The following is a 24,830-nucleotide window of genomic DNA, read 5'->3' on the forward strand; positions in this document are numbered from 1 at the left end:
TTTGGCATACCGAACGTGGGCGATCTTGGCTCACCTGGCGACCGTTCGCAGCCATGGTGTCTGCTCCGCCTATGGGCAAGGGGTAGCTGGCGATGAACGCAACGACCGCATCAAGCGCAGGGTCCAGGCAGGCCTTGGGTCCAGACGCCGAAGTGGTGGTGGTCGGGGGAGGGCATGCCGGTGCGGCTGTGGTGGCGCAGTTGCGCAGTCAAGGCTTTGCTGGGGAGCTGGTGCTCATTTCTGCCGAAAATGGCTTGCCTTATCATCGGCCGCCCTTGTCTAAAAAGGCCTTGCTGGAGGGGGCAGACATGGCATCGATGAGCCTGCGGCCCGAGTCCTGGTACGTGACCCACCGGGTGACCCGCCATGTCTGTGCCACGGTCACCGGCATTGACCGCGCGGCCCGTCGTGTGCACTTGCAATCGGCATCAGCCCCCGAGTCCATGACCTATGACGCACTCATATTGGCCACCGGCTCTGCGCCTCGAGCATGGACCGATCCGGTCACAGGCGGCGACGCTTTAGGCCTGGCCGATGGCGTTCATGTGCTGCGCGATTTCGACGACGCGGTAGCCTTGCGCGCTGCCTTGCTGGCGTGTGGCCATCTGGTCATCGTCGGTGGCGGCTACATCGGTCTGGAGGTGGCAGCCACGGCCAGGGCCTTGGGCTGTGAGGTGTGCATTGTGGAGCTGGCGCCGCGCATTTTGCAGCGCGTAGCGCCTGAGGCCACCGCCCGCTTGCTGCGTCAGTTGCACCAATCGCATGGCGTGCAGATTTTCGAAGGTGCCCAGGTCGTGGTATTGCAGCGCGAAGGGAAAAGAATCAGCAGCGTACGCATCCAAACCGCCGAGGGCCCTCTGCGCGAACTTCAGGCCGACTTGCTGTTGGCCGGTATTGGCGCGGTGCCCCGTGACGCTTTGGCCAAAGCCTGCGGCTTGGAGGTGGGCAATGGCATTGTGGTCAATGCCCACGGCCAAACCGAGGATCCTGCGATTTGGGCCTTGGGGGATGTGGCCAGACACCGGGACCAATCGATCCGCATCGAGTCGGTGGGCAACGCCAATCACCAGGCTGCCTTGGTGGCTGCGGCATTGATGGCCCGACCTGAACCACTGCCTTTAGTGCCCTGGTTCTGGTCCGACCAATACGGTGGGCGTTTGCAAATTGCCGGCTTGTGGCAACCCGCTGACCGTTGGGTGGAGCGCCAAGAGGGTGCGCAGGGGCGCAGCATTTGGTCATACCAAGGGCCTCGGTTGGTTGCGGTCGATGCGTGGCAAGCCCCTGGGGCCTATGTCTTGGGCAAGAAATGGCTGGAAACCGGCCAATATCCTCCTTCCGAATGGTTGGCCAATCAGGACCACAACTTAAAGGACTGGGTGCCTCAAGCACTCAGCGGTGTAGCGTCATGATGGTGATTGAGCGCTACAAGCCATTTTTTCTTATGGGCTCAAGCAAGCCCCATGTTTTTAAACTTTGAAAGAGAGCACACCATGCCTAAAGTGCACTGGATTTTGCCCAATGGTGAACGCGTCAGCGACGATGTCAACGAAAACAGCAACCTGATGGATGCGGCCCAGATGAACGGCATTGCCGGCATCGATGGCGAATGCGGCGGTTGCTTGTCTTGTGCCACTTGCCATGTGGTGGTGGATGACGCTTGGCTGGCCCTGTGCCCCCCCATGGGCGAGGTGGAAAACGCCATGCTGGACATCGTCAGCTCCCCGCGCCAAAGTGGCAGCCGCTTGAGCTGCCAATTGAGCGCATCGACCGTCCTCGATGGCATCGTGCTCCATGTTCCTCAATGAGCTCAGTCATGTCTGATCAACAACTCAAACGCAACCAACTCGGTGTAGCTTCCATTGTTTTTTTTGTGGTCGCAGCTGCAGCCCCGCTTTTGGGGATGACCGGTGCTGCGCCCATGGCCATTGTGTTGGGCACTGGGGCCGGTGTGCCCGGGGCGTATTTGCTGGTGGGGTTGACCTTGGTGTTGTTCAGCGTGGGGTACTGCGCGATGAGTCGGCGCGTGACCAATTCGGGGGCATTTTTTGCCTACATTGGCAGCGGCTTGGGTCTGCCGGTCGGCTTGGGGGCGGCCCTCGTGTCGGTCTTGGCCTATGTGAGCATTCAATTGGCCATTTACGGATTTTTTGGGGGGCTCTTGGCTTTGCAATGGGGCTTGCTGCCTTGGTGGGGTTGGTCTGGTTTGGCCTGGGGCTTGGTGACGGTTTTGTCCATGCGCCAAGTTGAGGTGGGCGCCCGCTTGTTGGGCGTCTTGCTGCTGTTAGAGATGGTCTGTCTGCTCGTCACCGCTGTGGCCATCTTGCTGCACGGTGGCCCTGAGGGCTTGTCTTGGGGCGCGGCTTTTGCGCCTGAAAATGTATTGGTGGGGGGCTTGTCGGGCTCCGCGGGGGTGTCTCTGGCTTTTGCCCTGGCTTCGTTCATTGGGTTTGAAGCCACGGCGATTTATGGCGAGGAATCGATTGACCCCAAAACCACGGTGCCTCGCGCGACTTACTGGGCGGTTGCCTTGATCACCGTGTTTTTCGCGCTGACCTCGTTTGCCATCGTCACCGGCCTGGGTGCATCCCATGTGGTGGATGAGGTGGTCAAACGCTCCACGGTGGACGGTCAGGCTTTGGCCGACCCTGCTGCAGTGTTGTTTTCCTTGGCCCGTGAATTCGTCGGCCCTGGGATGGCCAGTGCCATGGCGATTTTGGTGATCTCCAGCTTGTTTGCAGGATTGCTGGCTTTTCAAAATTCGGCGGCGCGCTACCTGTTTGCATTGTCTCGCGGCGGTGCATTGCCTGCTGCGCTGGCCAGGGTCAATCGCCAAGGTGCGCCGGTCCATGCGTCGGCTTGGGTCAGCGTGCTCACGGCTTTGGTCATGGCGGCCTTTGCAGTGTCTGATTTGGATCCCATTGTTCAGCTGTTCGCTTGGTGCAGTGGTGTGGCGGTGGTCGCCATTTTGATGATCGAGGTCTTGGTTTCGGTGGGCGTGTGGGCCTATTTCAGGCGCTCGCTTGAAAAGGTGGGGGCCTGGTCCAGCACCATTGCACCTTTGGCATCGGCCGTGCTGTTGAGTCTGGGTTTGTATTTGCTGTTGTCGCGTTTTGGCTTGCTGACCGGCTTGGTGATGGCAGGGGTGGACCCTGCCGCCACAGCATGGGGTCTGAGCCCCCTGGGCTGGCTGCTGGCCTTGTTGCCCGCTATGGTCGGGGTTGTGGGCTGGGCCATGGCGCATTTGCAGCCATTGGGCAGCAATCAATTGCTCAAAGACATCCTTTCCTGAAGCATCAAGGTCATCCATGCAAAAAGAAAAAATCGACGCGCTGCGACACCAAACTATTGCTGATCAGGGCTTGTTGATCGACGGCCAGTGGGCTGCTGCGGCATCGGGGCAGACGATGCCGGTGGTCTCGCCCATCGACGGGCAGACCTTGTGCAGCATTGCTGCCGCTGGGGCTCAGGATGTCGACCGCGCCGTGCAGGCGGCGCGCCGCACGTTTGAGCAGGGGGTGTGGTCGCGCATGGCGCCAGCCGAGCGTAAGAAAATTTTGCACCGCATTGCCGACTGCATCGAAGCCCACCACGCCGAGCTGGCGGTGCTGGGTGTGCGCGACAACGGCACCGAAATTGCCATGGCCTGGAAGGCCGAGCCGGGCAGCGCGGCGGGCACCTTCCGCTACTACGCCGAGTGTGTGGACAAGATCAACGGCGAGATCGCGCCCACGCCCGAGGGCACCTTGGGGCTGATCCACAAGGAGGCGGTCGGCGTGGTTGCGGCCATCGTGCCGTGGAACTTTCCACTCATGATCGGTGCCTGGAAGATCGCGCCCGCGCTGGCCGCAGGCAACTCGGTGGTGCTCAAACCTTCCGAAGATGCGTCGCTCTCTTTGCTGCGCTTGGCGCAGCTGTGTCTGGACGCAGGCTTGCCCCCGGGCGTGCTCAACGTGGTCACCGGCACAGGCGCAGAGGCGGGCGAGGCGCTGGCGCGGCACATGGATGTGGACATCCTGACTTTCACGGGCTCCGGCCCAGTGGGGCGCTTGCTGCTCAAAGCTTCGGCAGAGTCCAACCTCAAGCGGGTGTATTTGGAGCTGGGCGGCAAGTCCCCCAACATTGTTTTTGACGATGCAGTCGATCTGGCGCAGGCTGCCAAGGTGTCGGCCATGGGCATCTTCCGCAACAGTGGGCAGGTGTGTGTGGCGGGCTCGCGCCTTTTGGTGCAGCGCTCGGTGCACGACGAGTTTGTGGAGCGCCTGCAAAACATCGCCGCCAGTTTGCGCGTGGGGGACCCGCTGGATGTGACGACCGACGTCGGCGCGGTCAGCAGCGCCCGCCAGTTGGCCCGCAACCAGAGCATGCTGGCGCGTGCGCTGGCGCAGGGCGCGCGTCTGCGCACCGGCGGTCAGGTGATCGCGCCCGTGCCCGGTGGCCAATACATGAGCCCCGCCGTGCTCGATGGCGTTCAGCCCGAGATGGAGATTGCCCGTCAGGAAGTCTTTGGCCCGGTGCTGGCCGTCATGCCTTTTGACGATGAGTCCCATGCTGTGCGCTTGGCCAACGGCACCGAATATGGCTTGGCGGCAGGGGTGTGGACCGGCAGCCTCTCGCGCGCCCACCGCATGGTGCGCGCCATCAAGGCCGGGTTGGTGCATGTCAACACCTATGGCGGCCCGGACATCACCGTGCCGCTGGGCGGAGTGCGGCAGTCGGGCAACGGGCACGACAAATCGATGCACGCGCTGGACAAATACCTGGACCTCAAAACCGCTTGGATACAGCTTTAAAAATCACACAAGGAAAACGATGAACACCGACCAACTCAAGGCCGACAACGCCCAATACCTGTGGCACCCCATGGCCCACCCGGGGGCGATGAAAAAATCCACGCCCGACATCATTGCCAAAGGCGAGGGCTGTTGGATCTGGGACGTGGACGGCCACAAGATGCTGGACGGCGTGGGAGGCCTATGGGCCTGCAACCTGGGCCACAGCAACAAGCCGGTGCGCGACGCAATCGTGGCGCAGATGGACGAGCTGCCGTTTTACAACGTGTTTCGCGGCACCACCCATGTGCGGGCGATCGAGTTGTCCAAACGGCTGGTCCAATTGATGCAGCCCGAGGGTGTGGCCACGGTGATGTTTTCTACCGGCGGCTCGGACGCGGTCGAGGGCGCGCTCAAAGTGGCGCGTCAGTACTGGAAGCTCAAGGGCCAGGCCGACCGCTACAAGTTCATCAGCCTGCGCCAGGGCTACCACGGCGTGCACTTTGGCGGCATGAGCGTGAACGGCAACACCAACTTCCGCCGCGCTTACGAGCCACTGCTGCCTGGATGCTTCCACGTCGACACGCCCTGGCTTTATCACAACCCCTACACCGATGACCCGATCCGTTTGGGCGAAATTTGTGCCGAAATGCTCGAGCGCGAAATCGTGTTCCAGGGGCCGGATACGGTGGCGGCCTTCATTGCGGAGCCGGTACAGGGCGCGGGTGGCGTGATCGTGCCGCCGCCCAACTACTGGCCGCTGGTGCGCCAGATTTGTGACAAGTACGGTGTCCTCTTGATCGCCGACGAAGTGGTGACCGGCTTTGGCCGCAGTGGTGAAATGTTTGGCACGCGCCTGTGGGGCGTGAATGCCGACATGTGGTGCCTGGCCAAGGGCATTTCCTCGGGTTACATCCCGCTGGGGGCCACCGCCATCAACCACCGCATCGCAGACGTGTTTGACGCCGACACCACGGGTACCGCTTCGGTCTCGCATGGCTACACCTACAGTGCCCACCCGATCGCGGCTGCGGCGGCGCTGGCCACGCTCGACCAGATCGCGGCGCTGGACATTCCGGGCAATGCTGCGCGCTTGGGCGCGCACCTGCAGACGCGCTTGCGCAAGCTGGTGGACACCTGCAGCTTTGTGGGTGATGTGCGTGGCGTGGGCCTGATGTTGGGCATCGAGATGGTGAGCGACAAAGCCAAACGCATTCCCATGCCCCGCACCAGCGACATTCCGGCGCGGGTGGCCAAAGCCGCTTACAAGGCGGGTCTGATGGTGCGCATTTCGGGCCCCAACCTGATTTTGTCGCCCCCGCTGATCATCACCCGCGAGCAGGTGGACTTGATGTGCGACGTGCTCGAAGGCGCATTTGCCGCTGTGCAGGAGGGTCGCGCATGAAGAGCCCCGTCATCCTGATCGTCGGCACGGTCGACACCAAGAGCGACGAGATCGGCTTCATGCGCGAGCAGGTGCAGGCCGCTGGCGGGCAGGCCCTGATCATGGACGTGGGCGTGCTGGCCAAAGGGCAGGTGGTCCCGCATTTTGCCAACACCGAGGTCGCGCAGGCGGCGGGCGTGACGCTGCAGCAAGTCATGGACAGCGGCGACGAAAACAGCGCCATGGCCCTGATGGCCCAAGGCGCATCAGCCCTGGCAGTTCAACTGCAGCGCGAGGGCCGCATCAACGGCCTGCTGGTGCTGGGCGGCACCATGGGCACCGATCTGGCGCTTGACGTGGCCAGCAGCTTGCCGCTGGGCGTGCCCAAGGTGGTGCTGTCCACGGTGGCGTTTTCGCCCTTGTTGCCACCCGAGCGCATGCCGCCTGATTTGATGATGGTGCTGTGGGCCGGGGGCCTGTATGGCCTCAATAGCCTGTGCCAGTCGGCATTGGCGCAAGCCGCTGGTGCGGTGGTGGGGGCTTGCCTTGTGGCGCGAGCGCCGCGTTTTACGCGGCCCGTGGTGGGCATGACCTCGCTGGGGTCGAGCTGCCTGAAGTACATGGTTCAACTCAAGCCCGAGCTGGACAAGCGGGGGTTTGACCTGGCGGTGTTCCACACCACAGGCATGGGGGGCAGGGCGTTTGAATCGCTGGCCGCGCAAGGCCAGTTCGCCTGCGTGATGGACTTCAGTCTGCAGGAAATGGTCAACCAGATGGGCGGCTCAGTGGTCAGTGCTGGCCCGGACCGCCTGATGGGGGCGGGTCGCCAGGGTGTGCCGATGATTGTGGCCCCCGGAGCCACCGATCTGGTGGACTACCCGGCTTGGGGGCAGATGCCCGCGCGCTTTGCAGGGCGTCCCTCACACGACCACAACCGATTGATCGCCTCGGTGGGCGTTGACGCCGAGATGCGCCGTGAATTTGCCCGCGAATTGGCCCATCGCGTGCGTCAGGCCCAAGGCCCGGTGCACCTGGTGCTGCCCCTGCAAGGCATTCAAGAGTGGGACCGGGCCGGTGCACCACTGCACGATCCAGAAGGTCTGGCGGCGATGATGGACGAAATGGCGCAATGCGATTGGGGCTTGGCACAGGTCTCGCGCATCGACGCCCACATCAACGATGCGGCGTTTGTGCAGCAGGTGCTGGTGGTGTTTGACGATTGGCTGGCGCGAGGTTTGGTGTTGCCCGCTGTGGGCAAGAAAGCGGCCCATGTCTGATGCCGTGAAACCCGAAGACAAGGCCTTGATTTTGGACTTTGGTGGCGTCATCAGCCGCACATTGTTTGAAACCCATGCCCTGAGCGAAACCGCTTTGGGCCTGGCTGCCGGCACGCTCACCTGGCAAGGCCCGTTTGCCCCCGAAACCGATGCGTTGTGGCAAGCCATGCAGGCCGATCAGATCAGTGAACGCGATTACTGGATGCAGCGCACCCGCGAGGTCGGGCGTTTGCTGGGTGAAGACTGGACCGAGATGCAAACCTTTGTGCAGCGTGCGCGAGGGGCTGATGTGCAGGCTGTGATCCGGCCTGAGGCGGTGGCGGCCATCCAGCAGGCCAAGGCGCTGGGCTACAAGCTGGGCATTTTGTCGAACGAACTTGATCTTTTTTATGGCGCGGATTTTCGCGAGCGTTTGCCCTTGCTCCAGCAGTTTGATGTGATCGTGGACGCCACCTACACCGCGATCCTAAAACCGGACCCTCGCGCTTACGACGATTGCTTGCAGGCTTTGGGCGTACGGCCTGAGCTGGCGGTATTTGTGGATGACCAAAAGCGCAATGTGGATGGCGCCCGCAGGTGTGGCTTGCAGGTCGTGCAGCTCGATGTCTGCCGTCCAGGTGCGGGTTTTTCCGAGGCCATGCGATTGCTGATGTCTCTTTGATCCGGCGTCAGCGGTGGTGGTTCTGGCTGTTGCAGCTGTCACGCACGAGAGCGGGGTCGGTGCCGGGCCTGGCGAAACCCCTGTCTTTAGATCGTCCGGCCCCGGATGTTTGGCATGCAAAGACTTTATGATGCGGTGACCCATCCCAAATGAGGAGACGAAACATGTATGAGCGCATTCAATGGGGTCAACGCCGCAACTTCCTGAAGGTCCTCTGTGCAGCGGCCAGTCCGGTTCCATATTGGTCCCAGGCTCAAAGCCCATGGCCCTCCAAACCGGTGACCATGGTCGTTCCTTTTCCGGCCGGCGGTGGCACCGATGCCTTTGCCCGGCCCATCTCGGCCCAGTTTGCCAAGCTGACTGGTAAGCAACTTATCATTGACAACCGGGGCGGCGCGGGCGGCACTTTAGGTGCTGCCGTGGCCGCCAAGTCGACGCCCGATGGCTACAACCTGTTCATGGGGGCGGTTCACCACACGATTGCGCCCAGCATGTACCCCCGCCTCGACTATGACCTTGAACGCGACTTGGTGCCCTTGATCCTGGTGGCCAATGTGCCCCAGGTACTGGTGGTCAACCCCCGGAAAGTCCAGTCGGCCGACTTCAAGGCTTTCTTGCAAATGCTCAAGAAAAACCCCGGACGCCTGAATTACGGCTCTGCGGGCGGGGGCACTTCACATCACTTGGCTGGAGAGTTGTTCAAGCTGCAGACCCAAACCTTCATCACCCACATCCCCTACCGGGGTGCTGGCCCGGCCCTGCAAGACCTGATTGCCGGCAACGTGGACATGATGTTCGATGGTCTGGGTTCCTCGGCAGCGCACATCAAAGGGGGGCGTATCAAGGCCCTGATGGTTTCAGGTGCCAGACGAAATGCGGCTTTTCCTGATGTGCCGTGTTCTGCCGAGCTTGGTTTGTCCGATTACACCGTCTCAACCTGGTATGGCGTTTGGGCTCCCAAAGGGACACCTGCCGACGCCCAGGCCCGAGCCATCGAAGAGATTCGCCGAGCTTGCCAGACCGACGATGCCAAAGCCGTCTGGGCCAATCAGGGTGCTGAATTCCCCAACCTCACCACCACCCAGTTTGAAGCTTTCATCAAGAAAGAACTGGCCAAGTGGTCGCAGGTGGTCAGGGTTTCCGGAGCCAAGCTCGATTGATCGGTACCCGCCAGCAGGCCCTTTCTTCATTTTTGATTCGCATCATGACCCAGGACAACCTGTTTTCGGCCCTCCGGGCTGCTTTCCCTGCCGACTTGAATTCGGTGGCGGTTCAAACCGATGAGGGCCAGGAGTACAGCTGGCAAGACCTAGACCGCGCCACGGCCATGATGGCCAATTTACTGGCTTCACTCGATTTGCCTGAGGGCAGTCGGGTGGCGGTACAGGTCGAAAAATCCGTTGAGGCCTTGATGTTGTACTTGGCCACTTTGCGTGCCGGCCATGTTTTTTTGCCCTTGAACACCGCATACCAAAGCGCTGAGGTCGAGTATTTCATTCGCAATGCAGAGCCCGCTGTGGTGGTTTGCAGTGGCGTCCATTTTGGCTGGGTGAGCAAGATTGCTTTCAAGGCAGGTACGACGCATGTGTTGACCCTCAATGACGATCGCACTGGCAGTTTGCTCGACCGCGCGAGACATCACAGCGACCAGCACGCCATTGTCAAGCGCCGTTCAGATGACCTGGCGGCTATTTTGTACACCAGTGGAACCACCGGTCGCAGCAAGGGTGCGATGCTGACTCACGGCAACATGCTCAGCAACGCACGGACACTCAAGGACTATTGGGGCTGGAAAAAGGGGGATGTGCTCATCCACGCTTTGCCAATTTTCCATGTGCACGGACTGTTTGTTGCCATCCACGGTGCCTTGATCAATGGCAGCAAGATGATCTGGATGGCCAAGTTCGAACCTAAGCGGGCCATCGCCTGCATGAAGCAGGCCACCGTGTTCATGGGCGTGCCCACTCTGTATGTGCGAATGTTGAGCGAACCCGGTTTGGACAAAGCCGCTGTTCGAAACATGCGCTTGTTCATCGCGGGCTCTGCCCCCTTGTTGATTGAAACCTTTGGCCAATGGCAAGAGCGCACGGGGCACACGATTTTGGAGCGTTATGGCATGAGTGAAACCGCCATGCTGACCTCCAACCCCTATGCTGCTGACCCGCGTTTTGCACACCAGACCGAGCGGCGCGGTGGTACGGTTGGTTTTCCCTTGCCCGGAGTCTCCTTGCGTGTTCGTGGTGACGATGGGCAAGACTTGCCAGTGGGCGAGGTCGGTGGCATTCAGGTCCGTGGCCCGAATGTGTTCAAGGGTTACTGGCGCATGCCCGAAAAAACCGCAGAAGAGTTCACGGTCGATGGTTTTTTCAAGACTGGCGACGTGGGCAAGATCGATGAGCGCGGTTACGTGACCATCGTGGGTCGCAGCAAAGACCTGATCATCAGTGGCGGGTACAACGTCTATCCCGCCGAGATTGAGGGTGAGATCAACGAGATGCCGGGGGTCGCCGAAAGTGCAGTGGTGGGGGTTGCTCATCCGGACTTTGGTGAAGTGGGGGTGGCAGTCGTGGTTGCCTGCCCCGCATCCCAGCTCAGGCCTGACGACATCCTGGCTGAGCTCAAGGCCAAGCTCGCCAATTTCAAGATCCCCAAGCGCTGCTTTGTGGTGCCTGAGCTGCCGCGCAACACCATGGGGAAAGTCCAAAAAAACCTGTTGCGCGAGCAATACAAGGGTCTTTTTTCAGTCTGAAGCCTGGCTTGGGGCCAGGGTGGCGAGATATCGGTTTTTATCGCAATACCAGCACGGGTATATGCGAATGCGTCAGCACTTGCTGGGTTTCGCTGCCCAAAAGCAGGCGCTTGATGCCTTTGCGGCCATGCGAAGCCATGACGATCAGGTCGGCTTTGTGTTTTTTGGCCGTGGCCATGATGGCGTCTGAGACCACATCGGATTTGACGGTGATGGCCTGAGTTCTGACCGATTTGGCCTTGGCCTGCTTGACGACCGAAGCCAACTGGGCCTGGGCCGATTCGGTCCATTGCTTTTCGACCCGTGCGATCTCTTGGGCCGACAGTGGAATGCTGCCCTCAAAATAAGCTTGAGGGTAGCGCGGCACCACCTTCAGGGCAATGAGTTCAGCGGTGCAAGTGGCCGCCAGTGCAATGGCACTGTTCACGGCTTTTTTGGAGAGGGTGGAACCATCGGTGGCCACGAGAATGCGTTGGTACATGTTGCGCTCCGGTTTGAAGTGATAAAAACCCAGCATAAAAGGCCTGTTAACGCCATCAATTGATGCAGGTCAAGCTTTCGGTGGTTCGTCACGCGTATCTTCAGAACATGACCCAAGTCAATGTTTTGCCAGCCCTATCGCAGCCGTCTGATGTGCTAAAGACCCGGGCTCGTCCAGGCCTGGACGCCCAGGGCTTGCGATTGCTCGACGAGCCCGAGGAGTGGGCAGCCTTCAGCCAGCCCGAAAAAGATGCTCCGGGCCAGTGGCGCTCCAGTGTGGTGTTTGAAGGCATGCACTGTGCAGCTTGCGCCATCACCCTGGAACACGCCTTGCGCAGCATGCCGGGTGTGACTTCGGTGCAAATCAGTGGGGCCAGCCATCGGGGGCAAATTGTCTGGTCGCCCGAGCAAACGCGGCCCTCTGAGTGGATGCGATCTGTTGAGCGTCATGGTTACAAGGCCCTGCCTGCCAACGATGCCCATGCCCACCAGCGTCGCCGGGACGAGGCACGCCGCATGGTCTGGCGCTGGTCCGTGGCGGCCCTTTGCATGATGCAGGTCATGATGTACGCCACGCCGACGTACCTGAGCGAGCCGGGTGATATTTCTGCCCAATCCCTGTACCTGCTGCGCTGGGCTTGCTGGGTTTTGTCTTTGCCGGTGATGTTTTTCTCTTGTACGCCATTTTTGATCAATGCCTGGCGTGATCTGCGTGAGCGTCAGATCAGCATGGATTTTCCGGTGGCCTTGGGCATGGTGGTGACCTTTGTGGTCAGCACGCTGGGCACATTCGAGCCGGATGGCGTCTTTGGTGCAGAAGTCTTTTTTGACTCTTTCACCATGTTCGTCTTCTTTTTGCTGACCGGTCGCTGGCTGGAGTTGCGTCTGCGTGACCGCACGGCCGGCGCTCTGGAGGCCGTGCTCAACCGCTTGCCCGACAGCGTGAGCAAACGACAAGCCGATGGCAGTTGGACACGCCAGTCGATTCGCCGTTTGGCCGTGGGCGATGTGATCGAGGTCTTGCCGGGAGAGGCTTTTGCTGGTGATGGCCGCATTGTGCTGGGCCAGACTCAGGTGGACGAGGCCTTGTTGACCGGCGAGTCGCTGCCGCTCAAGCGCCAGGTCGGAGACCGGGTGATTGCAGGCAGTCACAACCTGAGCGGGACGCTGCAAGTGCAAATCGAGCAAGTGGGCGCGGCCACGCGCTATGCCCAGATCGTGGCCTTGATGGAAAGCGCATCGGTGTCCAAGCCTGCCATGGCGCTGTTGGTGGACCGTTGGGCCAAGCCATTTTTGCTCGCGGTGTTGCTGGCTTCGCTGGCCTCGGCCCTTTACTGGTGGCCCACCGATCCGGCGCATGCCGTGATGGTGGCCGTGGCGGTTCTGATCGTGACCTGCCCTTGCGCCTTGTCTTTGGCCACACCCGCCGCCATGTTGGCCACGGCCGGGGCCTTGGCGCGCAGCGGTGTGTTGGTGCGGCGATTGTCGGCTTTACAAAACCTGGCCATCGTTGACACAGTCATTTTTGACAAAACCGGTACGCTGACCCGCGATGCGCTGGAGGTGGTTCGCATCCATACGCGCGAAGGCGTGGCCGCTGACCTCGTATTGTCCTGGGCGGGCAGTCTGGCGCGGCACTCCTTGCACCCGGTCTCACGAGCGCTCTGGTCCGAAGCCCGCCGACAAGCCGAAGCCGCGCAGGCGCTGCCTGCCCTGGAAGCCCAGAGCGCCCTTGAAGTGGCCGAACACGCCGGGGAGGGTGTGCAAGGCCTTTTGCCCACACAGGGCGGTCAGATGCGGGCTGTGCGCCTTGGCTCGGCCCGGTTTTGCCAGGCCCCCGTATTTGCGGGGCAACATTTGCAGGTGAGTCTGGCCGACGAGGTGGGCTGGCTAGCCACCTTTGAGCTGGCCGAAGAAGTTCGCCCGGAGGCGGCAGGCGTGGTGGCCCAACTTCAGCAGATGGGCCTGCAGTTGAAAATCTTGTCGGGCGACGGCCAGGCTGCCGTGGCCCTGGTGGCGCAGAACCTGGGCGTGACCGATGCGCAAGGTGTTTGCGGTCCCCAAGAAAAATGGCGGGTACTCAAGGCCTTGCAGGCCCAAGGCCACCGCGTGGCCATGGTGGGCGATGGCCTGAACGATGGTCCGGTGCTGGCCGGGGCCGATGTGTCTTTTGCCTTGGGCCAGGCGGTACCGCTGGCCCAGTCCAAAGCCGATTTTGTGCTCATGAGCGGACAACTGCAGACGCTGGTCAGCACGCTGGAGCGCAGTCGCCAGACCCTGCAGATCGTCCGGCAAAACCTGGTCTGGGCCGCGCTTTACAACGCCTCTTGCGTGCCCTTGGCGCTGCTCGGCTACTTGCCCGCTTGGGCGGCAGGCTTGGGCATGGCGCTCAGCTCCTTGCTGGTGGTGCTCAATGCCCTGCGCCTGGCGCAGCCCCTGGCACCCATGCAAGGTGGTCGCGCGACGAGCGTGCAAGCTGTTTGAGGTCTCCCATGGACATCCTTTTCCTGTTGATTCCCTTGTCGGTCATTTTGGTGTTTTGCATCTTGGGGGGGCTGTGGTGGGCGATCTACAGAGGGCAATTTGAAGATATTGAGGCCGAGGGTGAGCGAATTCTGCGTGACGATTGATTTTGATCAAGTCTTGCGGGTGTGCGCCGTTGCACACTTCAAAAGTGGATATTTAAGAAAACAGAGGTGAGAATGAAGTTTGCCAATTTGCAGGCGACGTCCTACAACGACAAGGTTGTCAGACAGTTCGCCATCATGACGGTGGTTTGGGGTGTGGTGGGCATGCTGGTGGGGGTGATCATTGCTGCCCAGTTGGCATGGCCAGCGTTGAACTTCGGCGTTTCCTGGCTCAGCTATGGCCGCTTGCGGCCCTTGCACACCAACACGGTGATTTTTGCGTTCGGGGGTTGCGGTTTGTTCGCTGCCGCTTATTACGTCGTGCAGCGCACCTGCAACGTGCGTTTGTTCAACGACAAATTGGCTGCTTTCACCTTTTGGGGTTGGCAGTTGGTCATCTTGCTGGCGGCCATCTCCTTGCCTTTGGGTTACACCAGCGGCAAGGAGTACGCCGAACTCGAGTGGCCGATAGACATCCTGATCACCTTGGTCTGGGTGGCATTTGCCGTGGTGTTTTTTGGCACCGTAGGCACCCGCAAGGTCCGTCACATTTATGTGGCCAACTGGTTTTTTGGCGCCTTCATCATTGCTGTGGCCTTGCTGCATGTCGTCAACAGCGCAGCCTTGCCCGTTGGACTGATGAAGTCCTATTCTGCCTATGCCGGAGTGCAGGACGCCATGGTGCAGTGGTGGTATGGCCACAACGCGGTGGGTTTCTTTTTGACGGCAGGTTTTCTGGGCATGATGTATTACTTCATCCCCAAACAGGCCGAGCGCCCTGTGTATTCGTACCGCCTGTCGATCGTGCACTTTTGGGCGCTGATCTTCACCTACATGTGGGCCGGTCCTCACCACCTGCACTACACCGCCTTGCCAGACTGGACCCAGTCGATTGGCATGGTCTTTTCCTTGATCTTGTTGGCGCCAAGTTGGGGCGGCATGATCAACGGCATCATGACCTTGTCGGGCGCTTGGCACAAATTGCGCGACGACCCGATCCTGCGCTTTTTGATCGTGTCACTTTCCTTTTACGGCATGTCGACTTTTGAGGGGCCGATGATGTCCATCAAGACTGTCAACGCTCTGAGCCACTACACCGACTGGACCGTGGGCCATGTGCACTCGGGTGCTTTGGGCTGGGTGGGGCTGGTGACCATGGGTTCCATGTACTACCTGATTCCCCGCCTGTTTGGCCAAAAGCAGATGTACAGCGTCAAAGCCATTGAGGTTCACTTCTGGATCGCCACCATCGGCATCGTGATCTACATCGCCGCCATGTGGATTGCCGGGGTGATGCAGGGGTTGATGTGGCGCGCCATCAACGCCGACGGCACCTTGACCTACACCTTTGTGGAATCGGTCAAAGCCACTTACCCGTTCTATGTGCTGCGTTTGCTGGGTGGTTTGCTGTACTTCGGGGGCATGCTCATCATGCTTTGGAACACCATCAAGACCGTGACCCAAGGCCGTTCGGTTGAAGTCCGAATCCCCACACTTGCAGCAGCCCACGCCTGAGGAGAAAAAATGGCTGAAAACCCAAAAACAGGCGGTTTGTCACACGAAAAGGTCGAGACCAACAACTTCCTGATGATCGTATTGATCCTGGTGGTGCTTCTGGTCGGCGGCATGGTCGAAATCCTGCCTTTGTTCTTTCAGAAGTCCACCACCGAGCCGGTGCCTGGCCTCAAGCCCTACACCGCACTGCAAGTGGCAGGGCGGGATGTGTATCTGCGTGAGGGGTGCTACAACTGTCACTCGCAAATGATCCGACCGTTTCGTGCCGAAACCCTGCGTTACGGTTCCTATTCACTGGCTGGTGAGTTTGTCTATGACCGCCCTTTCCAGTGGGGCTCCAAGCGCACCGGCCCCGATTTGGCCCGCGTGGGTGGCCGCTACAGCGACGAGTGGCACCGCATCCACCTGATCAACCCGCGTGATTTGGTGCCCGAGTCCAACATGCCCGCTTACCCCTGGCTGGAAAAAACACCCGCCAACGCGGCCTCCATCCAAGCGCACATGAAAGGCTTGCGCACTTTGGGCGCTCCTTACAGCAATGAAGAAATCGCCAGGGCACCTGGCGAGCTGAAAGACAAGACCGAGCTGGATGCTGTAGTCGCCTACCTCCAGGTGCTGGGCACCCATCGCAAATAAGGAACGGTCATGGACATCAACACATTGCGCTCCATCGTGACCTTGCTCGCCTTTGCCGCCTTCATCGGCATCGTGGTGTGGGCCTGGTCTCGGCGAAATCAGGCCAGCTTCGACGAAGCGGCGAACTTGCCCTTCAGTCAGGACGATTGAGCTGTCCTGTGCAACCGAAAGAGATACCAAGGAACCCCCATGAGTGACTTCATCAGCAATTTCTGGCACTGGTACGTGGCAGGCCTGACGCTGGTCAGCATCATCGCCTGCCTGCTTTTGCTCTGGTTCAGCGGCAAGGCCAGGGCTATGACCGCCAACGACCACACCACCGGCCATGTCTGGGACGGTGATCTGCGGGAAATGAACAACCCGCTGCCCCGCTGGTGGGTAGGATTGTTCGTCATCACCATCCTTTTTGGCTTGATTTACCTGGCGATGTACCCGGGTGCCGGCAGCCTGGCAGGAAAGTTTGGCTGGTCCTCGGCGAGTCAGTACGAAACCGAAGTGGCCAAAGGCAACGCCGAAGTGGCCCCTTTGTATGCCAAGTTTCAGGGTATGCCGCCGGAAGACGTGTCCAAAGATCCTCAGGCTTTGGTCATTGGTGATCGCTTGTTCATGAACAACTGTGCACAGTGCCATGGCTCTGACGCGCGCGGCAGCAAAGGTTTTCCCAACCTGGCCGACGCCGATTGGCTCTATGGCGGCACACCCGACGCGATCAAAACCAGTTTGGTGCAAGGGCGTGCGGGCAATATGCCCCCCATGGCTGCAGCGGTTGGCACGCCTGAAGATGTGCGCAACTTAGCGCACTATGTGTTGAGCTTGTCCAAGAGCCCGCACGACTCTGTGCGTGCTGCCCTTGGTAAATCGAAGTACGGCACCTGCGCTGCCTGTCACGGCATGGATGCCAAGGGCAACCATGCGATGGGTGCCCCCAACCTGACCGACGACATTTGGTTGCACGGCTGGGGGGAGAGTGCCATTGTCAGCATCATCAACAATGGCAAGGTTAACCAGATGCCCGCGCAAGGCGACAAGCTGACTGCAGCGCAAATCCACGTGCTCGCTTCCTATGTCTGGGGTCTGTCCAACAGGGCAGTGGTCAGCGCAGCCAAGTGATGTCGACTCCGCAACAGCAGCCCCCCCATCCAGTGATTCCGATCACCCCTGTGCCCGCCGAGGGCGAAGGGGAGATGGTGTCACTTTACCAAGCGCACCAGAAAGTCTATCCACGCAGTGTGCAGGGCGTGTTTGCCCAATGGCGTTGGTTCATGGTAGCCATCACGCAACTGGTCTTTTATGGCCTGCCATGGGTCGAATGGGGGCAGCGCCAGGCGGTGTTGTTTGATTTGGGTGCGCGGCGTTTTTATATTTTCGGTCTGGTGCTGTACCCGCAAGACTTCATTTACCTGACGGGTTTGCTGGTCATCTCGGCCTTATCCCTTTTTTTGTTCACGGCGGTGGCGGGGCGGTTGTGGTGTGGTTTTGCTTGCCCTCAAACGGTTTACAGTGAAATTTTCATCTGGATCGAGCGCCAATTTGAGGGTGACCGATCGTCCCGTTTGCGGCTGGATGCCGCCCCCCCGAGCCTGAACAAGTTCGCACGCAAAACCGGCAAGCAATTGGCCTGGATCGTGCTTTCTCTGTGGACGGGTTTCAGCTTTGTGGGCTACTTCACCCCCATCCGCGAGCTGACGGCGTCGATCCTGTCACTCGGTTTTGGCCCGTGGGAGGTGTTCTGGATCCTGTTCTACAGCTTGGCTACTTATGGCAACGCGGGTTTCATGCGCGAGCAGGTGTGCAAATACATGTGTCCCTATGCGCGCTTTCAAAGCGCCATGTTCGACAAGGACACGCTGATCGTCACCTACGACGAGGCGCGAGGAGAGCCCAGAGGTGCCCGCTCCAAAAAAGCTGACCCCCAAGCCTTGGGTCTTGGGGCTTGCGTGGACTGCACCTTGTGCGTACAGGTCTGCCCCACGGGCATCGACATCCGCCGGGGCCTGCAATACGAGTGCATTGGTTGCGGGGCCTGCGCCGATGTGTGCGATACGGTGATGGACAAGGTCGGTTATGCGCGGGGGCTGGTCAAGTTCTCAACGCAAAATGCCTTAGACAATGGCTGGACAAGGGCTCAAACCTTGCGACGAATTTTCCGACCCCGTGTGCTGATCTACACCGCAGTGCTGTCGACCATCATTTTGGGTGTCGGTGTCTCTTTGTGGCTGCGCACGCCTTTCAAGGTGGACATTGAGCGTGACCGAGCCACTTTGGCCCGCATCGTGGCGGGTGGCCAGATTGAAAACGTGTACCGACTGCAAATCATGAACGCAGCTGAACAAGTTTTGACATTCAAGTTGCAGGCACATGGCTTACCCGGCCTGCGACTGGCGGGAGAGTCCGAGGTGCAGGTGGCTGCCACCGAGTCGCGTTGGGTATCCGTGCAGTTGCAGGTGCCGTACGATGCTGTCACCGCAGGCTCGCACCCGATCGATTTCAAAATCGATGCTGCCGATCCTTCGGGTCGGTCCTTGGGGCAGTTGACAGAAAAAACCATATTCCTGATGCCCCGTTGAGGCATCTCCTTGCAGAAAGATTTCCATGAACAAAGCCATGAAACCTGCTTCGACAGAACAAGCCTGGTGGCGCTTTGGTTTGGTGTGGATGGTGCTGGCCGGTCCTGCTGTAGTGGTGGTGGCGGGTTTCATCACGTTCTACATTGCCTTGGCCAACCCTGACCCTGTGCTGCAAGTGACGCCGCGCACCGCCGTGCAAGAGAGACAGGGCATCACCCATGCGCCAGCCATGCAGGGGCGAAACCATGCCGCTACCGGCGAGTTGCCCGGCGCAACCCAGATGCACCCCATCACGGGCAGTGGTCGGCCGGTCGATTGTGCGCAGGTGAATGGGCTGGGTGAGGTGTGTTCGGAGAAGTCAGGACGTTGACAGGGCGGATGGCCTCAGATGCCCGGCGTGGCATCAATGGCATTGGTTGTTGTTCACCATACGCTGCAAGGCCTCGGCATCCAGGATGCGAACATGCCGCTGTTTGACTTCCACGGTGCCCTCTTCCACGAATTTGGAAAAGGTTCGGCTGACGGTTTCGAGCTTGAGGCCCAGGTAACTGCCGATCTCCTCGCGCGTCATGCGCAAGACCAGCTCGGACTGCGAAAACCCGCGCGCATGCAGGCGCTGCACCAGGTTCAGCAAAAAGGCGGCCAGACGCTCTTCGGCCCGCATGCTGCCCAGCAGCAGCATCACGCCGTGCTCGCGCACGATCTCGCGGCTCATGATTTTGTGCACGTGGTGTTGTAAAGCAGTGACTTCGCGTGAGATTTCCTCAATTCGGTCAAAAGGCATGACACACACTTCGGCATCTTCCAGGGCCACCGCATCGCAGCTGTGTTGGTCGTTCACGATGCCGTCCAGGCCAATGATCTCGCCTGCCATCTGAAAGCCTGTGACCTGGTCGCGCCCGTCTTCGGTCGCCAGGCAAGTCTTGAAAAAGCCGGTACGGATGGCATACAGAGAGGTGAACTTTTCGCCGTTGGTGAACAATGCAGTGCCCCGCTTGACTTTGCGACGCACGGCCACCAGGTCGTCCAGGCGGTTCAGGTCCTGGTCGTTCAAGCCCATGGGCATGCACAACTCCCGCAAGTTGCAATTGGAGCAGGCGACTTTGATGGCTTGGGGATTCATGGTTTATCTCATGGTTGGGCGATGGATTTGCCTTAGATCAAGCCTTGAGCTTAAACCCAAAATTCCAATGGAGTGGCGGCGATACCCTTTTGATGCTCGAATTCATCAAAAACAGGTAAAAATTTTGACCTCAGTCAATGCATGGAAAAAAACAATCGGTCAAAGTGGTGTCATTGTTTGGAACATTTTTTTTATCCAAGGTTGATACATGTCCTTCTTCAAACCTGAATGGTGGGTGCATGTCGACGTGCCATGACCTCATGACACTTCTTGCCCTGACACTGACCGAAGTCCCCAGGCCGACCGTGGCCACTTTTGCTGCAAGAACCAAAGCGGTTTGCCTGCCTCTTCTGCTTCGCAGTCAATGAGGCTGTAGGACCTGGAAGCAGATACGCGATGCAAAGCTCTTTGGCCATCACGGCCTTGATGATGGGGCTGCTGGGCGGCCCACACTGCGTGGCCATGTGTGGAGCAGCCTGTGCGGGCCTGGGCCAGGTGGCCGGTGAGCGCCGGGGTCAGGCGTTGCTGGCCTTCCACCTGGGACGCTTGGGCGGCTACTCGTTGTTGGGTGCTTTAACTGCCGCCAGCGTCCAGGGTTTGGGTTGGTTGACGACGCAGTCAGCGGCCATTCGACCCGTCTGGACACTGTTGCATGTGGCTGCCCTGGTGCTGGGCTTGTTGCTGATGGTGCAGGCTCGTCAGCCGCTTTGGCTAGACGAGGGGGCACGCAGCCTGTGGACCCGTGTGCGCCGTTTCAATACCCGTTGGGGCCGCGCGGCTCCCTGGATGGTGGGCGGTTTGTGGGCCTTGATGCCTTGTGGTCTGTTGTATTCTGCTTTGATGGTGGCGGCATTGACCAGTCAGCCCTTGGCAGGTGCAGGCACCATGGCCTTATTTGCGCTGGGCAGCAGCCTCAGTTTGTGGGCGGGTCCGTGGTTGTTTTTGCGCTTACAGTCGGTGGGCGATGGCTCCTGGGGCATGCGTGTCGCAGGCCTGGCCCTGGCGGCCGTATCGGGCTGGGCTTTGTGGAGGGGTCTGGTGCATGATCAGGCCCCATGGTGCATCACGCCCCTGTCAAATTCTGTGGTCTGACTGCCCATTCAGGTGGCGCTGGCACCTGCAGTGGCTGGATGACTCAAGCGGAAAAGCCTTTGTAAAACATATAAGCAGCCAACAAGTAGAGCACACTGGCGAAAATGCGCTTGAGTTGTTTGACCGGCAGTTTGTGTGCAGTTGCGGCGCCGACCGGAGCCATCAAAACACTGCAAATGGCAATCACCACCAAAGCAGGAAGCCACAAGTAGCCAAAGCTGTCAGCGGGCAGGTTTTGCACGCCCTGACCACTGAAGATGTAACCGACGACGTTGGCCAGGGCAATCGGAAAGCCCAAGGCCGCACTCGTGGCCACCGCATGATGAATGGCCACGTTGCACCAAGTCATGAAGGGCACACTGATGAAGCCCCCACCAGCACCGACCAAGCCCGAAAGCAGACCAATCAGGCCACCAGCTCCCATCAGGCCTTGCAAGCCTGGCACCTGACGTGAAGGGGCAGGTTTTTTGTCGAGAAACATTTGTGTCGCCGAAAACCCCACAAACAAAGCGAAGAACAAGGCAAGGTAGCTGCCTTTGACAAAGGAAAAAATCGTCAAACTGCCCAGCAAACTGCCGATGACGATGCCCGGTGCCAAACCTTTGACCAAATCCCATCGCACAGCCTTTTTCTGGTGATGGGCACGCACGCTGGACACCGAGGTAAAGATGATGGTGGCCATGGAGGTGGCAATGGCCATTTTTACCGCCAGATCAGCACTGACACCGCGTGCGCCCAAAAAGTACGTGAGAAATGGCACCATGATCATGCCCCCCCCAATGCCCAGCAGGCCCGCCAAAAAGCCTGTGAAAAGGCCCAGAACAGCCAACTCGACCAGCAACAGGGGTTCAAAGTTCATGGGAAATCAGAAAAGAGGGGGTATCTGGAAAAGGTGTCTGCAAGTGCCACCGGACCGGCATCCTGAACCGGGGTTCAGGTGGGCGAGGGCAGACTGGCGTTGGGTTCATCTGACGCGAGATGATCACGCTCACCAGCCAATGTACCAAGCCCGGGCTCTAGGAGCATTGGTTCAAGGAAATATAAAGCCCGGCATGCACTGCAGACGACCCCATTGTAGGACTTTGAGCCAGGGGTTGACAGGCAGATGGTCCGCCTGGCCAGGGCGCATCGCTCAAAGCAGTTGGCCATCCTGCTTGATGACCCGGTCCAGGCGCTCAAGCAGTCCTTGCAAACGTGCCTGCGAGTCCGGCGAGAGATCATTGCCGGGAGCAGGAGCAGAGCTGGCACTGCCTGCAGTGTCAGGGGGGGTATCCAGTTGTTCGAAAGCCAGGTTCAGGGCAGCCAGAACCGCAATGCGATCGCGCGCCTTGATTTTTCCGGCATCACGAATTTTGCACATCGCCGCATCGACTTTGCGTACCGCAGACAGCAACCCTTCCTCGCCCCCCACGGGGCAACCCAGGATGTAGCTTTGGCCCATGATCTGGACATCCAATTGTTTGTTGCTCATGTGGAGGCCTGTGGCGAGGTGGTGGCAGAGGCAGGCAGGCGTTCGATCAGGGCGTCGACCCGGGCCCTGGCCGCCGACAAGCGGGATTTGAGTTGATCGCGCTCTGAAGTCAGGGACTGCACTTGCTGAGTCAACAAAGCATTGGTTCTCTGAAGCTCTTCGTGACGCAGCAACAGGTGATCCACGCGTTCGGCAATTTGATCGATGGTGTTGGAGTGGGCCATGGCAGACTCTGAAGGTAAGGCCCTCATTGTAGAACGTGCGCCTTGCCGCTCAAGGAATTTGTAGGTTGGATGACAGCTTTGCAACTAGAATCACTGTTTGTTGGTGCTCGCGATGCCGGTTCACGGCCCGCAGTTAAACGGGAAGCAGGAGGGACAAGCCATCATGGCCCACCTAACCTGCGCTGCCCCCGCAACGGTAAGCAGACGGGTTTTCAATCATTTGAAAACCCCGCTTTCATCTCAAACCACTGGTCGCCCTGAAACAGGCGGCTGGGAAGGTGATGAAGGTCGCTCTGCCAGCCCGGATACCGGCCAACAAGGTGACCTGTCGCAAGACAGGTTGTAAAGCCCATGCACTGTCGGGGAAGGCGGTGAGGGCGTTTGACTTGTTAGTTTCAAATGAAAAATCGTTCCATTCGAGCGGCCGTTGCCGTGACTTTTTTATCTGTCCTTCATGTCATTTTGGCGTCCTCCGCAAACGCACAAGTTTCCGATGTAAATCCTGTGGTGATCACTGCCAGTCGAATGCCCCAATCCTTGTCCGACGTTCTGGCGGATGTCTCGATCATCGACCGCGAGACACTACAAAACGCTGGACTTCAATCTTTAGGTGACGTGTTGGCAAGTTTGTCTGGGGTTCAACTCGTAACCAATGGTAGTTATCGTTCTTCTACCAGTGTGTCGCTTAGAGGTGCCTCTGCTTCGCAAGCCATTTTGTTGGTCAACGGTGTCCGGGTGGGTTCGGCCACCTTGGGTTCATTTTCACTTGAAAACTTGCCACTAGGGCGCATCGAGCGAGTGGAAGTGCTGCGTGGGGCTGCAGCCGCTCTGTACGGACCTGATGCCGTTGGCGGAGTCATTCAAATTTTTACTCGTGAACCTGTAGACGGATTACAAAGGTCCGTAACGGCTGGTTTGGGTAGCGACGGGCAAGGCCAGCTTGGCGTCAGCCTTTCAGGTCGCAGCGGAGCCTGGGGCTACAGTCTGGGTGCATCGCGTGAACGTGCTGACGGCATCAATGTGAAAACACAAAACGCTTCAGGATTCAACAAAGACAAAGATGGTTACGTCTTTACCAGTGTGGACGGTAGCCTTCAGTGGAAACTCAGCGAATTGCACGAGCTAAATTTAAACCTATTGCACAGTCAAGGCGAGTACGACTTTGACGGGGCACCATCCCCCACGCCTGTTGGCACCAATGCAGGCAATCTCCGGGCTGTAAATGTCCCTTCCATGCGCCAGTTATCCTTGGATTGGGCCGCAAAATGGACACCATCCTGGTCATCCATCCTGAAAATAGGTCAATCCAAAGATCTTTCACCCAGCCGTTATTTGCTGGAATCCGATAACACTTTAGCTGGGGAAAGCCGTTTCAACACCCACCGACAGCAGTTCTCATGGCAAAACAACTTACGGATCGGCAATGACAGTCTTTCTCTGATAGCTGAACATCGCCTTGACGAAGTGGACAGCTCTACCGCCTACACAGTTCGTGAACGTACGATGCGTGGTTTTGTAGCGTCCTACTCCAAACGTGCCGATGGATGGGACGCATTGCTAACAGCACGCCATGACCAAAACTCACAATTCGGTAATTTCAATACTTGGTCAGTTTCCGGCGGATACAAGCTCAACAGCGATTGGCGGTTGGTCGGCAATGTCGGCACTACGTTTCAGGCGCCTTCATTCAACCAGTTGTATTTCCCCGGATTTGGTAACACTGCGCTTAAACCGCAGGAAGGCAAGTCTCATGAAATCGGAATTCGATACAGCGCTGGATCTCAACGAGCCGGCATGGTTATTTACCAGAACGACGTCCAAGGTTTCATCAACACTGCGACCAATGTTCAATCTAGCCTGGCAGTCTTGGAAGGTGCAACGTTCAACTGGGAACGGTCGTGGTCGGACACCCGCCTGTCAACCTCTTACGACTACGCCGATCCGCGTTTAAAACCGACCAATGCACGGGTATCCAGGGTAGCGCGCAACATGGTTCGAGCCCAAGTGAATCATCGCGTTGGCCCTTGGACACCTTTTGCAGAATTAAGACTTTCTGGTGATCGTTTTGACTCAGCGAGCAACTTGACTTTACCTGGGTATGGCGTCTTTAACCTGGGCTCCAGTTACCGGTGGGATAAAAATTGGCGGATCGTTGGGCGTTTAAACAATTTAGGTGACAAAACTTATTCACTGGCTAACGGCTTCACGACGCCAGGACGAAATTTGTTTGTCTCACTGCAATGGACCGATTGACT

24 protein-coding genes and 1 riboswitch are annotated in these 24,830 nt (G+C 59.0%); of the genes, 19 read left to right on the forward strand and 5 right to left on the reverse strand.

Features of this window, described 5'->3' with window-relative positions; all coding sequences use genetic code 11:
* Positions 1 to 92 precede the first annotated feature (92 nt).
* The 9 genes from HEQ17_RS05020 (at position 93) to HEQ17_RS05060 (ending at position 10,840) form a co-directional block, all read left to right on the forward strand.
* Positions 93 to 1,409: an FAD-dependent oxidoreductase gene (locus tag HEQ17_RS05020; RefSeq protein ID WP_296291721.1), complete on the forward strand. Its 1,317-nt coding sequence runs from the start codon at positions 93 to 95 to the stop codon at positions 1,407 to 1,409.
* An 81-nt stretch (positions 1,410 to 1,490) separates the two neighbouring features.
* Positions 1,491 to 1,805 carry a 2Fe-2S iron-sulfur cluster-binding protein gene (locus HEQ17_RS05025; RefSeq protein WP_296291722.1) on the forward strand — a complete coding sequence of 105 codons (315 nt, stop codon included), beginning with the start codon at positions 1,491 to 1,493 and terminating at the stop codon, positions 1,803 to 1,805.
* 8 nt (positions 1,806 to 1,813) lie between these two features.
* Positions 1,814 to 3,289 (forward strand): APC family permease, encoded by a 1,476-nt coding sequence (locus HEQ17_RS05030; RefSeq protein WP_296291723.1) that lies wholly within the window; start codon positions 1,814 to 1,816, stop codon positions 3,287 to 3,289.
* 16 nt (positions 3,290 to 3,305) lie between these two features.
* Complete coding sequence (locus HEQ17_RS05035) at positions 3,306 to 4,790, forward strand: aldehyde dehydrogenase (RefSeq protein WP_296291724.1); 1,485 nt, start codon at positions 3,306 to 3,308, stop codon at positions 4,788 to 4,790.
* A 19-nt stretch (positions 4,791 to 4,809) separates the two neighbouring features.
* Positions 4,810 to 6,174: an aminotransferase class III-fold pyridoxal phosphate-dependent enzyme gene (locus tag HEQ17_RS05040; protein ID WP_296291725.1), complete on the forward strand. Its 1,365-nt coding sequence runs from the start codon at positions 4,810 to 4,812 to the stop codon at positions 6,172 to 6,174.
* Entirely contained in the window at positions 6,171 to 7,430 is a 1,260-nt protein-coding gene (locus tag HEQ17_RS05045; protein WP_296291726.1) for a Tm-1-like ATP-binding domain-containing protein, read from the forward strand. Before HEQ17_RS05040 ends, HEQ17_RS05045 begins: the two co-directional genes overlap by 4 nt.
* Positions 7,423 to 8,091 (forward strand): HAD-IA family hydrolase, encoded by a 669-nt coding sequence (locus HEQ17_RS05050; protein WP_296291727.1) that lies wholly within the window; start codon positions 7,423 to 7,425, stop codon positions 8,089 to 8,091. Before HEQ17_RS05045 ends, HEQ17_RS05050 begins: the two co-directional genes overlap by 8 nt.
* Positions 8,092 to 8,255: 164 nt before the next feature.
* Positions 8,256 to 9,251, forward strand: a complete 996-nt coding sequence (locus tag HEQ17_RS05055; protein WP_296291728.1) for a tripartite tricarboxylate transporter substrate-binding protein — start codon at positions 8,256 to 8,258, stop codon at positions 9,249 to 9,251.
* Between the two features lie 44 nt (positions 9,252 to 9,295).
* Positions 9,296 to 10,840 (forward strand): malonyl-CoA synthase, encoded by a 1,545-nt coding sequence (locus HEQ17_RS05060; RefSeq protein ID WP_296291730.1) that lies wholly within the window; start codon positions 9,296 to 9,298, stop codon positions 10,838 to 10,840.
* A 37-nt stretch (positions 10,841 to 10,877) separates the two neighbouring features.
* Here the strand turns inward: HEQ17_RS05060 and HEQ17_RS05065 are convergent, their stop codons facing one another.
* Positions 10,878 to 11,321, reverse strand: a complete 444-nt coding sequence (locus HEQ17_RS05065) for a universal stress protein (protein WP_296291731.1) — start codon at positions 11,319 to 11,321, stop codon at positions 10,878 to 10,880.
* Between the two features lie 107 nt (positions 11,322 to 11,428).
* Here HEQ17_RS05065 and HEQ17_RS05070 point away from each other — a divergent pair, with 107 nt between their 5' ends.
* From HEQ17_RS05070 to HEQ17_RS05105, 8 genes are all read left to right on the forward strand, one after another.
* Complete coding sequence (locus HEQ17_RS05070) at positions 11,429 to 13,804, forward strand: cation-translocating P-type ATPase (RefSeq protein WP_296291732.1); 2,376 nt, start codon at positions 11,429 to 11,431, stop codon at positions 13,802 to 13,804.
* An 8-nt stretch (positions 13,805 to 13,812) separates the two neighbouring features.
* The gene (gene ccoS, locus HEQ17_RS05075; RefSeq protein WP_296291733.1) at positions 13,813 to 13,950 is read left to right on the forward strand and encodes a cbb3-type cytochrome oxidase assembly protein CcoS; all 138 of its coding nucleotides are present in this window, start codon (positions 13,813 to 13,815) and stop codon (positions 13,948 to 13,950) included.
* 72 nt (positions 13,951 to 14,022) lie between these two features.
* Complete coding sequence (gene ccoN, locus HEQ17_RS05080) at positions 14,023 to 15,462, forward strand: cytochrome-c oxidase, cbb3-type subunit I (protein WP_296291734.1); 1,440 nt, start codon at positions 14,023 to 14,025, stop codon at positions 15,460 to 15,462.
* A 9-nt stretch (positions 15,463 to 15,471) separates the two neighbouring features.
* On the forward strand, positions 15,472 to 16,098 hold the full coding sequence (ccoO, locus tag HEQ17_RS05085) for a cytochrome-c oxidase, cbb3-type subunit II (protein WP_296291735.1): 627 nt from the start codon (positions 15,472 to 15,474) through the stop codon (positions 16,096 to 16,098).
* Between the two features lie 9 nt (positions 16,099 to 16,107).
* Complete coding sequence (locus HEQ17_RS05090; protein ID WP_296291736.1) at positions 16,108 to 16,248, forward strand: cbb3-type cytochrome c oxidase subunit 3; 141 nt, start codon at positions 16,108 to 16,110, stop codon at positions 16,246 to 16,248.
* Positions 16,249 to 16,287: 39 nt separating this feature from the next.
* Positions 16,288 to 17,208, forward strand: a complete 921-nt coding sequence (gene ccoP, locus HEQ17_RS05095) for a cytochrome-c oxidase, cbb3-type subunit III (RefSeq protein ID WP_296291737.1) — start codon at positions 16,288 to 16,290, stop codon at positions 17,206 to 17,208.
* A complete protein-coding gene (gene ccoG, locus HEQ17_RS05100; RefSeq protein ID WP_296291738.1) occupies positions 17,208 to 18,665 on the forward strand; it encodes a cytochrome c oxidase accessory protein CcoG in 1,458 nt (485 codons plus the stop codon). The genes ccoP and ccoG overlap by 1 nt, the downstream gene beginning before the upstream one ends.
* Positions 18,666 to 18,690: 25 nt before the next feature.
* Positions 18,691 to 19,035: a nitrogen fixation protein FixH gene (locus tag HEQ17_RS05105; protein ID WP_366938031.1), complete on the forward strand. Its 345-nt coding sequence runs from the start codon at positions 18,691 to 18,693 to the stop codon at positions 19,033 to 19,035.
* 33 nt (positions 19,036 to 19,068) lie between these two features.
* Here HEQ17_RS05105 and fnr read toward each other — a convergent pair whose 3' ends face one another.
* On the reverse strand, positions 19,069 to 19,788 hold the full coding sequence (gene fnr, locus HEQ17_RS05110; protein WP_296291739.1) for a fumarate/nitrate reduction transcriptional regulator Fnr: 720 nt from the start codon (positions 19,786 to 19,788) through the stop codon (positions 19,069 to 19,071).
* A 396-nt stretch (positions 19,789 to 20,184) separates the two neighbouring features.
* Between fnr and HEQ17_RS05115 the strand changes: the two genes are divergently transcribed.
* A complete protein-coding gene (locus HEQ17_RS05115) occupies positions 20,185 to 20,880 on the forward strand; it encodes a sulfite exporter TauE/SafE family protein (protein ID WP_296291740.1) in 696 nt (231 codons plus the stop codon).
* 43 nt (positions 20,881 to 20,923) lie between these two features.
* On the opposite strand, the gene HEQ17_RS05120 is transcribed toward HEQ17_RS05115, so the two are convergent.
* The 3 genes from HEQ17_RS05120 to HEQ17_RS05130 form a co-directional block, all read right to left on the reverse strand.
* Positions 20,924 to 21,739, reverse strand: coding sequence for a sulfite exporter TauE/SafE family protein (locus HEQ17_RS05120; protein WP_296291741.1), 816 nt, complete (start codon positions 21,737 to 21,739; stop codon positions 20,924 to 20,926).
* Positions 21,740 to 22,012: 273 nt separating this feature from the next.
* Positions 22,013 to 22,351 carry a cell division protein ZapA gene (locus tag HEQ17_RS05125; protein ID WP_296291742.1) on the reverse strand — a complete coding sequence of 113 codons (339 nt, stop codon included), beginning with the start codon at positions 22,349 to 22,351 and terminating at the stop codon, positions 22,013 to 22,015.
* Positions 22,348 to 22,575 carry a DUF904 domain-containing protein gene (locus HEQ17_RS05130; protein WP_296291743.1) on the reverse strand — a complete coding sequence of 76 codons (228 nt, stop codon included), beginning with the start codon at positions 22,573 to 22,575 and terminating at the stop codon, positions 22,348 to 22,350. Before HEQ17_RS05130 ends, HEQ17_RS05125 begins: the two co-directional genes overlap by 4 nt.
* Positions 22,576 to 22,659: 84 nt before the next feature.
* Positions 22,660 to 22,907, forward strand: a riboswitch (cobalamin riboswitch).
* Between the two features lie 67 nt (positions 22,908 to 22,974).
* Between HEQ17_RS05130 and HEQ17_RS05135 the strand changes: the two genes are divergently transcribed.
* Positions 22,975 to 24,828, forward strand: a complete 1,854-nt coding sequence (locus tag HEQ17_RS05135) for a TonB-dependent siderophore receptor (protein ID WP_296291744.1) — start codon at positions 22,975 to 22,977, stop codon at positions 24,826 to 24,828.
* The last annotated feature ends 2 nt before the right edge of the window (positions 24,829 to 24,830 follow it).

Source organism: Limnohabitans sp., from assembly GCF_023910625.1.
Classification (GTDB): domain Bacteria; phylum Pseudomonadota; class Gammaproteobacteria; order Burkholderiales; family Burkholderiaceae_C; genus Limnohabitans_A.